Here is a 13,180-nt window from a genome sequence, read left to right as displayed (position 1 = left end):
GAAGATCTCATTTAATGGAGTTTAATTCCATTAAATGAGATCTTCCTTTTTGCGTGTTTATTTAGCAACATATTATTAGTTTTAAACTAAAATTATGAAAGAAAAAGTATAAAATCCTATATTTGATATACAGAATCTTATACTTTATTTAGCATGATACATCACTTTTCTTGAAGAACATTCTCTTCAAAATATTTACCCCAATCAGGTTGTCTCCCATCAATATCTTTAAATCCGTATTCTCTTGCTAATTCCCATGAACTAAGTGCTTTCCCTGTTTTATTATGAACATTCGGATCACTTGCTAAAGTAGCGATTGCCCTTCCAACAAAGAAAGGTGTTTCAGATGCAATAAAATGAGGATCTTTTTTTACACCTTCTTGCCAGTTTTCTTCTGTTACGTCAAATAAATCTAACATTGCTTCCGAACGAAGGAAACCAGGACTTACGGCAACTGCAGTAATATTATGCTGCCCTAAATCTTTTGCCATTGCTTCTGCTAAATGGATGGTTGAGATTTTTGCTAAACTATAGTATAGGTTACCACGGTACTGATAATCGACACCGTCTGTAATTTCAATAATAAGTCCTTTCTTATTATTCACCATTAGCGGTACACCGTAATAGCTCGTCATCATATGTGATTGAACAGCACGCTGTTGCATAAGTAATCCATTATGTAAGTTGTGTTCCCAAAATGGTTTTCCCCATTCAGTAAGCGGATCGCCGCCCCAAACATCATTCACTAAAATATCAAGTTTTCCGTTTTGTTCATCTTGAATTCTTGTAAACAACGCTTTAATATCTTCCTCTACTGTATGATCCACACGAACAGCAATGCCTTCTCCTCCTTGTTTTGTAACAAGGTCTGCTGTTTCTTCAATCGTTTCCGTTCGTCCCATTGATGATAAATTATTCTTTGTACTTCGTCCTGTTACATATACAGTTGCTCCCGCTTCACCAAGCATCATCGCAATACCTCTTCCTGCACCGCGTGTTGCCCCTGCTACGACCGCAACTTTTCCTTGTAATGGTTTCATATAAAGCTCTCCTTAATTTTCATTTTCTAATTTAACTAATTTAGGTACATGCTCTCGATCATACTTTTTTGTATATTTCTTTCCATCTGGAGTAACAAATTGTAGCGTAAATTCACCACAAACACCACTGTAAAAATTGAACTCACCTTGTGAATTCGAAATAGCGCGTTCTTCATTTGCGACTAAGCCTTCATAAATTTTAACATTCGATACAGGAAGGCTGTTATAATCTACAATAATTGACTGTATTTGAACAGCAACCGTTTTACATTCTTCACTTTCTTTGTTATATATAACAATTGCTAACGCTACAATTCCCGCGACAATACATATTAACAAGGCTATTATTTTTTTCTTCATAATAAACCTCCTAAAGTATTAGTCTTTTTTAAAATGGAAATCTACACGATTCACTTGTCTCATTTCCTCAATTACTTTATGAATTCCTACCTCGATTTTATCTTCTTTCACATTTGATACGTTGAGTTTTAAAAGTTTGTCCTTACGGAAAAAAGATAAATAATTTTTATCAATAGATTCTATATATATCTGATTTTGTCGTAAGTTCTTAATAAGCGTATCCGTAACTATACTTTTTTGTAATGATAAGCACGTATGGATTCCTATTTCGTTTCTTGCTCTATATGTAAACAAATGTTGATTTTCTTCATAAGCTTTTTCCAATGCCCCCGATAACATCTTAGATCTAGCATAGTAAGACAATCGAATTTTTTGTTTATGTCGTTCAAACATCCCGCTTTTTATATAGATTTCTAAAGCAGCTTGGGAAATCATTGAACTATCAATATCTAATAGTTTTTTATATTTATGAAACGCCTCTGCAATAGAAGAAGGAATAACTGCCACGCCTACACGTAATCCTGGGAAAATAATCTTTGAATAGCTTTTTAAATAGATTACATATGAAGAATGATCGTAACTATATAGAGGATCTATCTTTGGATTTTGTTCTAAATCTGCTAAATAGTCATCTTCTACTATAAATACATTGTATTTCTTTGCGAGAGAAATAATCTTTTCGTTTTCATTTTTAGAATAGGAAGTGCCAAGCGGATGATGAAATCTTGGAATTGTATAAAAGAACTTAATTTTTTCCGTCCGGAATATTCTTTCTAACTCATTTAAGTCAATACCTTCAGTAGTGCGTTCTATACCAATTACAGGAATGTTGTTTGTTTCTAGATATTCAATAAATAGATGATAACTTGGCTGTTCAATGAGTACTGTTTCATTTTGATTCGGAAATGGTATAGAGGTTAATATAACTAGTGCTTGTTGAACTCCTGATGTAATAAAAATATTTTCTTCTTTTGTGAAGACTTGATAATTTGCTAGTTGCTTTTGCACAACTGCAATTAAAGATGGTAATCCTTTAGGTGTACCGTATATAAATAAATCATTCTTGTACGTGTCAATTGCCTTATTGATACAGTGCTGAAAATCTAAGTATGGAAATACATCTGGATCTGGAGCTGATGAAGCGAAATCAATTTTTTCTGTTTCATTTTCTTCATAATTCCCCATTTTCTTCACAACATAATATCCACTTTGGGGTACGGAATAAATAATATGACGCTTCTCTAATTCATGGAGCGCACGTATAATGGTTGCTTTGTTGCACTGATATTGCGATACCAGTGAACGTATAGACGGTAATTTCTTTCCTTCTTTTATCTCTCCTTTTTGAATCATGGTTTCTAACTCATTTAATACATTTAAATATTTATACATGATTACACCTCCACATTCATTTTGTACCGGTACAGTTTATATTTGTTCACATTGTAGCACTGACTTAGAAAGATTACCATGTACATATACTGGCCAGTAACAAATTAACTATATGAGGTGGTATTATGAAAAACACAACAAAAGCATATACAGCCGCATTACTATATGCATTTATTATCGGCTTTTCATTTATGTTTGTGAAATTAGCATTAACCGTTACAACTCCGATTGATATACTTGCCCATCGTTTCACGGTTGCTTTCTTAATAGCAACTATCCCGGTTCTTTTCGGGTTTATAAAATTAAATATTTCATTCAAAAACATACTTACACTTTTACCATTAGCGATATTTTACCCGGCATTGTTCTTTGCTTTCCAAGCATTTGGTTTAGTATATACAAGTTCATCTGAAGCAGGGATTATACAAGCTGCCATTCCTATATTTACAATGATTTTAGCGTCCTACTTCTTAAGGGAGTCTGCAAATACATGGCAAAAAATATCTGTACTCATTTCTGTAATTGGTGTCATTTATATATTTGTAATGAACGGTATGGAAACGCATGAAACTAGCTTTCTTGGTATTATTCTTATTCTGTTATCTGCATTATCATCTGCTTGCTATAATGTGTTAGCTCGAAAAATGACAAAGAAATTTAAATTAATTGACTTAACTTATATGATGACAGCAATTGGTTTTCTCAGTTTCAATTTTATGGCCATCATTGAACATATAAATAAAGGGACACTTAGCTTATACTTTACACCATTTACAAATGAAAGATTTCTTATATCTATTTTATATTTAGGCGTATTATCTTCCTTGCTAACTGCATTTTTATTAAACTATTCATTAACTTATATCGAAGCAGCTAAAATGAGTGTTTTCAGCAACCTATCCACACTTATCACGATTATCGCAGGGGTTTTATTCTTGCACGAACAAATTGCATATTATCATATCCTTGGCGGAATTCTAATTGTTCTTGGTGTAATAGGTACGAATTTTGGGAGTAAAAAAGGAGTTTCTACTAAAGAAAAGAATACCTCTATTAGTAAATAAAAAAGCGAGGGATATATGGTGCAACAATCAAATACTATTGATATCAGTAAATGTGTTTTGTAGAAAAAGAACTCGAGTTACTCGAGCAAATATAAGTAAATAACAATCTACTATCTAATCCATGAAAAGCTGTAAAGTTATTTAAAAGACAATACCTCTGTTCTTATAGAGTTTTAATATACTAGGAGGAATTATAATGGTTGAATTAAAACCTATGAGTCAAGAAAATTTTCAACAGTATATTATGAAAGCTATTGATAACTATGCAAAAGAAAAGATCACTTCTGGAAATTGGAATGAAGATGAAGCAATCGACCTATCCAGAAAAACATTTACCGAACTGTTACCACAAGGTGAAAAATCTGAGTTTAATTACTTATTTTCTATTTTTCACGACCAAAACATAGTTGGTATGATCTGGATTGCTCAAAAATCACCTATGAATCATGATGAAGGCTATATTTATGATTTTATTATCTTTGAGCAATACCAAGGGCTAGGATATGGCAAGAAAGCGATGAAAGAAATCGAAATTCTTGCTAAAGAATTAGGAATGAAAAAAATTTCTCTTCACGTTTTTGGCCATAACACAATTGCACGTGAATTATATGAAAAGTTAGGTTATGAAATTACGAATATAACGATGGTAAAATCAATTTAAAAAGCTATTGTATTACTTCATATAGAATGGATGGATCTCTTTGTACAGTCTCATCCTGAAAGGAATTAAACCTTTTTATAAAAATTAAAAGCGTGTTTTAAGAAATCTTTTTTTCAAAACACGCTCTTTTTCATTTTTATGTTATTAGTAATAATTTCATCAAACTTTATTCTCAAATAATAGTACTAACATATGTCCATCAAACTAAGATTTGAATTATTCTATACTTATTATTAATCTTGCTTATTCCTAAGTTTTTTAATGTTTTCCATTTTTTGATACAAAGGAAATTCCATAACGACTTTTAAACCCCTTTGGTCCTTGCCGCTTGCAAGAATGAGGCGACCGTGATGGGCCTGCACAATCCTTGCCACCATCGGAATCCCTAGACCATGACCTTGCTGGGCAGTCCGCTTTCTCCTTAATGAATAAGGTAACTCGGTAATCTCTTGTAATTGCTCCTGCGGAATACCCTTTCCATTATCTCTTACAATAAAGTGGTATTGGGAGCCGTCCTTAGATAAGGCGGTTTCCAGTATGATTTCGCATCCTTGCGGGTTGTGACGTACACTGTTTTGGACAAGATTACTGATTGCCCGAAGTAGCAATTTCTCATCCCCAATGATCTGGACCGCTTCAACAGTTAGCCTTAAATCAATGTCGTACCGGTCATCCAATCCATTATTCAAAAAATCCGTGGCAACCTGCCTCGCCAAAACCGACAGCCGAATGTGTTTCAAACGCAATGGCTGCATTTCATACTCGAGCATAGAGACCAGATTTAGGTCACTTATAAGTGAGCGTAGCTTCTCGCCTTGATACCGGATGATACCAGCCTGATGTCTTTGCTCCTCCGGCAAGTCCGAATTATCCTCCATTTCGCTTGCATAGCCGAGAATAATCGAGAGCGGAGTCCGAATATCATGAGAGATCCCAGCAATCCAGTTGGAACGCGCTTCATCTCGCGCCTTTAATGCGGCCGTCTTATTCTGAAGCTTAGCCGACGCGGCATTAATGCTCTGGGCCAAATCACCGAATATACCTTTGGAATCCAGCTCAACTGTTTCCTCCCTGGCAAGATTGTGGACTCCCGACACAAGAGGACGTATCCCTCTTATGAGACGCGTGCCAATCACGACAGAGATCAATAGAGTCATCCCCACATTAAAGATCAGCAGCAGAATAAGACGCAGAGGCATCGATCTTAGCCAGTCAGAAAGAAAATCAAATTGATACTTCCAGTGGCTTTCCTTTGGATATCCCACTACAATTAGGCCAGCCTCATGCTCCCAAATATAGACAGGATATTTCAAAAGATAATAACGTGAGAACTTGGCTACATCAACTAGATTGTAGGTTTTCGGAACATCGTTAGGAATATGGTAATCCCATTGCACATGACCATATTCATCAAGCAGCATGGCCCACGCCTGTTTGTGCTGCAGAAGCTCGGCGGCGTGTTCGTCCAGACGATAGCTGCCGTCCTGCTTCCCTAAACCTTGAGCTACTTGCTTAAGCACATTTTCCGGGGACGGACTTTGATTAATTTCTTCGAACACCAGTGTTCCCAGCAGTACAAAATTAAAAATAAGCAGAAATATCAAGATAAAGATAGGCATCGTGACAAACCGGCGTAATATACGAATAATTCCTTCCACTCAACGTGTCTCCTTCACCAGCAGTTTATATCCCAGTCCCCTGACGGTGAGAAGGTGGATCGGTTTGGAAGGATCCGATTCAATTTTTTCACGAACCCGTCTGATATGGACCATCAATGTATTTTCGTAACCATAGCTGTCATCACCCCAAACGGCCTGACATATGGCATCGTTCGTAACGATTCGACCCTGATTTTCGTACAACTTCATAAGAATGGCATGCTCCTTTGCCGTCAATGGCATTTCCTTCTGATTCCTGTGCACGACAGCGCTTTCCAGATCAATGGTCTGTTCCCCTAATCGGAAGACAGATAGACGCTCTGCCACTGAAGAGGAATAGACCCGCTTCAGAATTGCCATGAGCCGCAATACCAGCTCGCGTGGCAGGAAAGGCTTCACAATATAATCATCTGCTCCTAAACCCAGTCCGAGCAACCGGTCTTCATCCTCGCCCCGAGCGGAGAGAAAAAGGACCGGCAAGTCCGAGAACTGTCTGATGGAAGACAGAAGTGAGAATCCGTCTCCATCAGGCAGCATGACATCGAGAATCACGATATCCGGTTTGCCTGTGTGGCAGAATGACAGAGCTGAAACGCAATCGGCGGCAGTGTAAATGCGGAAAAAGCCCTCTTTCCTTAAAAATCTTTCAATCATTATTCTGATTTCCGGTTCATCATCTACAATTAATATTTTTTTGTCTTTTAAATTCTCCATCCTGCATCACCCAATTTTATTATACATGAAAAGGAAATTATCGACGTTTCAGTTCATAATGTTCTTAACTTGATGGTTATGGAACGTCCCTTTCTTCTTTCAGATTCTTATTATTTTTGATACTGCTGTTGCACCACCTCAGGTAGCTCCTTGAAGTTAATCTCTTCCCAGTGCGTGACTCCCCGAATCAGTGTATAATATAGCTGGACGTAAGCCCCTTCTCTCAATTGCTTTTTGGCCGAAAAACTAATTTTTTTCTTTTCTTTCTCATTATAGGCTGTCAACTCATAGGCATAACATTCATTCTTATCTCGAACGCCTGAACCTGTTATCTCTGTGTAATAGATGGTTTTTCCAGCAGGATTGTCAGGTGTAAGCTTCTCCGGACTGAAGAATAACATCAACGAACATGCCCCAATCACGATAATGAACCCCAGTACCAACAATATTTTTTTCATTAAAAATTCCTCCTAGGCTCAATCAAGATGAAACAATATCTTTGTTCTTCAACCGTCGGATTGACATTGAAGCAAAAATAATAATGAAAACCATATTGATCACCCAAAACAAAAAGTTCTGTATGTCAGTCAACTTATCCTGGCTCATCACACTCATGCCAATGTTGAGCAATGAGAACGGGAAAAAAATTCCCACCTTAGCAATATACATCCCCAGGCCGATAAAGACCCCGCACAGACTAATGCCGATAGGCGTAGCAAAGCTACGGATCCGCAGCGACAGTCCCAATTGCAAAGCACCAATGGACAGAGAAGCGTACCATCCGCGTATCGTCCAACCTATAGTCTCTAAAGGGAATGGTCCGGGTAAGGAGAACAAGTTACCTATAAGCCAGTAGAGTCCCATGAACAGCCCTTGCGCGAACAAGATTAAAACGCTAACGACAATCAATTTAGCAAGAAACACACTGACAACCGATACAGGAGATGTCATAATCATATTCCAATTTCGATTCAAATGCTCCAGCCTACATATATAGGAACAGCAGATGGCAATCAGGATAGGTAGGAAAAACTCACCGTAAAACAGGCTGACCTGAGTCCACAGGCTGTACCAGCCATTTTGCAGGACGCCCTGGTTAAAATAATAATTCGCACATCCAATCAGCAGACTTATGATAGGAAGTACAGCAAGTACAAGACCGATCCGGGAATGGCGCAATTTGAGCCATTCAGCAGAAATACTTTGTTTCATCAACTTCCCTCCTCAAATTTCCTGCCGGGTTACATGGATGCTTCCGGCGATATAGAACAGGACAGTCATAATCAGCGCAGCTACTACAATCCCAGAACTTACTGGCTGTACCATATAGGTGCTCGAAGACTCGGCGTATAGATAAGTAACCGGGCTGAGATCCAAATAGTAAGACCAAATAAAAATATGTCTAGTAGCAGCTGGGAACAATCCGGCAGTCGTTCCTATAAAACCGCCCAACATGCCCAAGCACAGTGCGAAGGCCTGGTTTTTGATGGCAAAAGAAATCCATTGCTGAAGTGCTGTAACAGCGAGAGTCGCCAGTAGGGTACCTCCAATGAAGCGGATTAACAATTCAATAGGAGGAGCGCCGGGAAAATCTTTTATTAGTCCATATACAATCATGAATACGACCTGTGCAAAGATGCCATATAAGAGCAGACTATAAGCGCATATATACTTCACTGCGTAGAGATGTCCACGTCCCACATTGGTAGCAACAAGCATTTTCCATGTTGCTCCCTTATGCTCCATATCACAAATCCGTGAGACGACAATGGCTGAAATAATCGGCATAAAAAGGCCATTCATGGATGATATAGTGAAAATGACAGATTCCCAGACAGCGTTATCCAGATTGCTAGCAATGGACCGGCTAATGGATATGAAGGCCCACAGCATCTCCACGACAAGAAATGATATAATCATAATCCATATTTTTTTGCGGCGGATTTTGAAGTATTCCAGTCCTAATATTTTAGTCACAAGTTCCGCTCCTTTCCTGTCAACTCTAGGAAAATATCCTCCAGACTTCTCTGCTGCTCTTCAATCCGGGTGACAGGAATTTTATGTTCAACAAGTATTCTGTTCATTTCCGCCACCTCCGTATCCTGGAGATTGTCGAATTCAAGTCGGCTGCCACTTTGGGCCAGAGTGTAGCCTTTAGTACGAAGTAGCTGATTTGCTTTGGCATTGTCTCCCGTTTTTATAAGAATAGCGTTTCTACTTTTTTTCCGTAGGCTTGCCATACTGCCCTGGAACAGTAGATTCCCTTCGCTGATAATACCTACTGAGGTAGCTATCTGTTCGATCTCCGAGAGTAGGTGGCTGGAGAGCAATATAGTTATTCCATAGCGTGCTGGTAATGATTTAATGAGCTCTCGGATTTCACCAATGCCTGCAGGATCAAGTCCGTTCGTTGGCTCATCAAGAATCAGCAGCTTTGGGAAGGCGAGTAGAGCCATTGCGATTCCTAGCCGTTGCTTCATTCCTAGTGAGTATTGTTCAGCTTTTTTGTTTTTCTGATTTTCTAGACGTACGATACGAAGCACCTCATGCACGTTTTTATCCGGCACATTCCGTAGACGCTGCATGACCTTCATATTCTCAAGCCCTGTCAGATGTCCGTAGTAAGAGGGCGCTTCAATCAGTGATCCAGTACGTTGCAGAATGGATGAGCGATGTTTGCTCAAGCTTTCTCCTAAAATTTTGATTGTCCCTTCAGAAGGCTTGATGAGTCCGAGTAGCATTTTTAGCGTGGTTGTTTTCCCCGCTCCATTCGGCCCCAGAAACCCGTAGATTTCTCCTTCCTGAACGTGAAGATTAACTTTATTTACACAGTTAATACCCCCATACGTTTTGGACAGATTTTGCGTTTGTACAATAGCCGATGCACTCATATAAAAAGTCAACTCCATTCGAATCTTTTTTAGATATTTCCCTTCTGTTTCAACTGTAACGAATCTACCTTTCACCAATCTAAAGGGAACCTTACATTAACCTTAAATTATTTGCGTTACATTAAATTCTTAACTGAATCAATTTCATAATTGTTTCAAATGTGTGCAGTTTCTTTATTTTTAAAATAATCTATACACGAATTAGCTCCACTAAGGTTTGATCTTACTATACGCATGTACAACATGTAGGTATAATTATGTCATTCGTTTATAAAGTGGGTATTTTTTTGTCACTTTTATTGACAGAATTATACCAACTTTTTGTTAAGAACTTAATGATATACAGAAAATAAAAAGGGGGTTACCACCTGTATATAGTAGGTAATAACCCCCTTTTTATTATTAAATGGACTTTTTTCAGTGGCCTCATTTGTTTCAAAGTCTTTTTGTTTTATATTGTCTATGTAAAATAAAAAGATATTTAAAATCCTCTATCTCATAAATTGAAGTCTAGTTTTTTTGATTACTACCTTCTTCATACATATAAATGGCGTTGCCTCCTTGTATTAATACGACTACGCGGTCATCCTTTTTATATTTAATCATTGCACCTTCTTCTTCTTGTATTTTCCATCCAGCTAACCAAAGTCCTGCTTTATAATCAAAAGATAAACCGTTCGAAAAACATGTCCCTCTGTATTCAAAATCCTTATGTTCTTTCTGTTGTATATATTCCGCACGAGCAGGAACTGGGAACCCATTTATCTTTGATTCAGTTGTTCGATTATAAAAAAACAAAAATCCGATTGTAACTACTATTAATATTGTATATAACCATTTCTGCTTCATTATATTTCGAAACCCCTTTAATCCACTTTTTAAATAAATTGAAAATTCACCCTTTACTCCCATCCGTCTTCATCATATCATAAATTTGTATTATAAAAATATTTAGCGAAAGGGAATTTTCATAAAATTAAAGAATGTATTAGTTGGTTCCGCATTGTCATTTGGTTTGATACTTAGTCAAATGTCACCTACAAGTGCGGAAGAAAAAAATCGGTTCTGGTGCAAAAATTCCAAAATTCTTGTAAATAATCTTTTAAACTCGAACATACTGATGCTATTACTCTAAAGAAGATGTCCTTCTTCATATACTTCACGTTTAGCGGTTTCTAAGCTGGTTTCATCCCCTTCTCTATGTCCACCTAGCCTTACTACACCTAATCTATCTCTTCTTTTCGTTGGCACAACTTGAAAAACAAATAAGTTTTTATGTAAAACATATGCCCCCGATGTCCGTACATTTTTATTCGTATCCAACATTCTTCTCCCTCCAAAGTAAACAAATAAAATTTTGTNNGAAAGGTATGGATTCTCTATAATTAGTTTACCATAATTTTATTATGTTGATTGATTATCCTTTGCAATCCAATTTACAGCATCCAAAAGATTGTTTGCTATATTTTGTTAAGGAGCTTTCTCCCCATCCTGTTTTCACTAAAATCTTTTTTGCTCCTGCCTTCTCCGCAGCAATCATATCTGAACTCCCAGTATCTCCAACAACATAGCATTCCCTCAAACTCAAATTATGTTCCTGTGCAGCTTTTAAAAGTAATCCAATATTATGTTTTGACACTGGCAGCTATCACTAAGGCTTATGTGGGCAATAATACATACCATCTATACATGGAGATTGTTTTTTTAATGATTGTTCCATCCTATAGTAATCACACCTCTTTTCACACCCTTTAATTCAAAAATCTCATTATGAACCTCATCAAATAGCTACATGATATAGTTACCTTTATCAAATAGCAACTTACCTGCTTCTGTAATTTTGATACCTCTTCCAATTCGATGAAATAAAGGTGTATCAAGCTCACCCTCTAACACACGTATTTGTTGAATTAAAGTCGGCTGTGAAATACCTAGAACTTCCGCAGCTTTAGTAAAACTACCATTATTACAAACTTGAATAAAATACTCTAGACGTAATTCCATTCTTGATACCCACTCTCAGGTTTATGAAAGATTCACACTTAAAAGAACAATATGTATGCGTTGTCATAACAATTATCTTTTCTGTTTATACTAATTGTATGATTTCCCAATTTTTGATACCATTAAATGTACCATGTTTATTGATTCCCCCCTCCTGTTTATTTACTTTTAATTAATTTATATTTAATTAGGATATTACTAATTCGAGATATAAATCAAATGATAATATATAGACATCTTAATTACGTTATTTCTTTTAAAGAGAGCTTGTTTTCTGAAACAAGCTCTCTTTTTATATAGTCTATATACAATTCAGACACATTTTACATGGTGAGTTTTGTTCCCTTACAGCGATAGAGACAAAAAATTTGGTTCTGGTGCAAAAACCTCAAAACAATTGCAATTAATCTTTAAAGCCCGGACATACAAAAAATAGGCAGTCAGGGCGACTGCACTTAGAAGTAACGATATAACTACCAGCTTTCGGTTTTCAACAATATCGCCTAAAGGTACAAGAAATAGTAAGCCAACGACATATCCAATCTGGGTTAGCGTTACAATCAATCCAGCACTACTAGTAGAAAGTCCAATTGCAGAGCTAATTAACCCAACCAAGGGCTGTGCATAGTAAAGATTAGCTACAATGATACCACATGCAGTTGCTAGAAGTATGGTTAACCCTGCTGAAATGCCTTTATTAATTGTTTGATTTTTTAAATTAGACATAGTTAACTCCTCCTATACCACTATCCCGAAGTTCTTGAATCATCTTGGCAAATGCTGCGGCGGCATCAGACGCCATTGTACTAAATTGAGTCTAAACTGCATCCTACTCTTCTTTCAAGACCTTCAATTGTGCCATCTCTTTATTCTCCTTTTCCATGTATTTTTAGTAATAAGTTCTTGTGGAGTCTTAGGCTTAGTTGCATCAGTTAATATCGCAAGATTTCTTAACAATCAAATACTAACTTTTTCTAAAAAACAGGGTAGAATAGCAATCAGCTGCCCATACAAATGGCATTCCAATCGTTCTCGTTTTATCTTTTTACAATGATGAATATCAAAGAATGATTTCCATGTTTTAAATAAAAATAGCGTATTTTTTCATTTTATGGATACAAATTCGCTTTAGCTTAATGAGAATGCTATTTTGTTAGTACATCGACTCTTTACTACAAAATAGTATCCTCATTTTCTCTTTTTCAAACTTCATTCATATATAGTCCTTCTTATAAAAAAAGTAACAGAGCAAATAATAGCCAATCCCATATAATACATCGTAGCAACAATACGTAGATTTTCATATATCGTTGGAACTCCTCCAGATATAATTTCAAATATTAAAACAATTCCTACTCCCAAAAGAATATATAACCATAAAGAAATCATAAAATTG

The 13,180-nt window shown here is 36.7% G+C and carries 13 protein-coding genes and 4 pseudogenes; 2 read left to right on the top strand and 15 right to left on the bottom strand.

What is annotated here, in order from left to right; all coding sequences use genetic code 11:
• Positions 1-161 precede the first annotated feature (161 nt).
• From V7183_RS04105 to V7183_RS04095, 3 genes are read right to left on the bottom strand one after another with little or no spacing between them, the layout of a single operon-like run.
• Positions 162-1,040 (bottom strand): SDR family oxidoreductase, encoded by an 879-nt coding sequence (locus V7183_RS04105; protein WP_335358759.1) that lies wholly within the window; start codon positions 1,038-1,040, stop codon positions 162-164.
• A 12-nt stretch (positions 1,041-1,052) separates the two neighbouring features.
• Positions 1,053-1,400, bottom strand: coding sequence for a hypothetical protein (locus V7183_RS04100; protein ID WP_335358758.1), 348 nt, complete (start codon positions 1,398-1,400; stop codon positions 1,053-1,055).
• An 18-nt stretch (positions 1,401-1,418) separates the two neighbouring features.
• Entirely contained in the window at positions 1,419-2,792 is a 1,374-nt protein-coding gene (locus tag V7183_RS04095; protein ID WP_335358757.1) for a PLP-dependent aminotransferase family protein, read from the bottom strand.
• A 125-nt stretch (positions 2,793-2,917) separates the two neighbouring features.
• On the opposite strand from V7183_RS04095, the gene V7183_RS04090 reads away from it, so the two are divergent.
• Together V7183_RS04090 and V7183_RS04085 are read left to right on the top strand one after the other, a co-directional pair.
• Complete coding sequence (locus V7183_RS04090) at positions 2,918-3,856, top strand: DMT family transporter (protein ID WP_097897921.1); 939 nt, start codon at positions 2,918-2,920, stop codon at positions 3,854-3,856.
• 196 nt (positions 3,857-4,052) lie between these two features.
• Entirely contained in the window at positions 4,053-4,517 is a 465-nt protein-coding gene (locus V7183_RS04085) for a GNAT family N-acetyltransferase (RefSeq protein WP_335358756.1), read from the top strand.
• 233 nt (positions 4,518-4,750) lie between these two features.
• Here V7183_RS04085 and V7183_RS04080 read toward each other — a convergent pair whose 3' ends face one another.
• The 12 genes and pseudogenes from V7183_RS04080 to V7183_RS04020 all read right to left on the bottom strand — a co-directional run.
• Positions 4,751-6,175 carry a sensor histidine kinase gene (locus tag V7183_RS04080; protein WP_335358755.1) on the bottom strand — a complete coding sequence of 475 codons (1,425 nt, stop codon included), beginning with the start codon at positions 6,173-6,175 and terminating at the stop codon, positions 4,751-4,753.
• Positions 6,176-6,889, bottom strand: coding sequence for a response regulator transcription factor (locus V7183_RS04075; protein ID WP_335358754.1), 714 nt, complete (start codon positions 6,887-6,889; stop codon positions 6,176-6,178). It lies immediately after the preceding gene.
• Positions 6,890-6,999: 110 nt separating this feature from the next.
• Positions 7,000-7,347, bottom strand: coding sequence for a YxeA family protein (locus tag V7183_RS04070; RefSeq protein ID WP_335358753.1), 348 nt, complete (start codon positions 7,345-7,347; stop codon positions 7,000-7,002).
• Between the two features lie 22 nt (positions 7,348-7,369).
• A complete protein-coding gene (locus V7183_RS04065; protein ID WP_335358752.1) occupies positions 7,370-8,101 on the bottom strand; it encodes an ABC transporter permease in 732 nt (243 codons plus the stop codon).
• Positions 8,102-8,113: 12 nt separating this feature from the next.
• The gene (locus V7183_RS04060) at positions 8,114-8,866 is read right to left on the bottom strand and encodes an ABC transporter permease (RefSeq protein ID WP_335358751.1); all 753 of its coding nucleotides are present in this window, start codon (positions 8,864-8,866) and stop codon (positions 8,114-8,116) included.
• Positions 8,863-9,780 carry an ABC transporter ATP-binding protein gene (locus V7183_RS04055; RefSeq protein WP_335358750.1) on the bottom strand — a complete coding sequence of 306 codons (918 nt, stop codon included), beginning with the start codon at positions 9,778-9,780 and terminating at the stop codon, positions 8,863-8,865. Before V7183_RS04055 ends, V7183_RS04060 begins: the two co-directional genes overlap by 4 nt.
• Positions 9,781-10,290: 510 nt before the next feature.
• The gene (locus V7183_RS04050) at positions 10,291-10,629 is read right to left on the bottom strand and encodes a hypothetical protein (protein WP_335358749.1); all 339 of its coding nucleotides are present in this window, start codon (positions 10,627-10,629) and stop codon (positions 10,291-10,293) included.
• A 288-nt stretch (positions 10,630-10,917) separates the two neighbouring features.
• Positions 10,918-11,106 (bottom strand): annotated as a pseudogene (locus tag V7183_RS04045) (NUDIX hydrolase); the annotation flags it as partial.
• A gap of 91 nt (positions 11,107-11,197) precedes the next feature.
• Positions 11,198-11,419 (bottom strand): HAD hydrolase-like protein, encoded by a 222-nt coding sequence (locus V7183_RS04040; RefSeq protein ID WP_335358748.1) that lies wholly within the window; start codon positions 11,417-11,419, stop codon positions 11,198-11,200.
• Between the two features lie 80 nt (positions 11,420-11,499).
• Positions 11,500-11,784, bottom strand: a pseudogene (locus V7183_RS04035) (LysR family transcriptional regulator); the annotation flags it as partial.
• Positions 11,785-12,222: 438 nt separating this feature from the next.
• Positions 12,223-12,510 (bottom strand): annotated as a pseudogene (locus V7183_RS04030) (MFS transporter); the annotation flags it as partial.
• 483 nt (positions 12,511-12,993) lie between these two features.
• Positions 12,994-13,180, bottom strand: a pseudogene (locus tag V7183_RS04020) (hypothetical protein); the annotation flags it as partial.

The sequence above is a fragment of the Bacillus sp. JJ1127 genome (genome assembly GCF_036965845.1).
GTDB lineage: Bacteria > Bacillota > Bacilli > Bacillales > Bacillaceae_G > Bacillus_A.
This window is presented reverse-complemented; position numbering and strand designations above follow the sequence as displayed.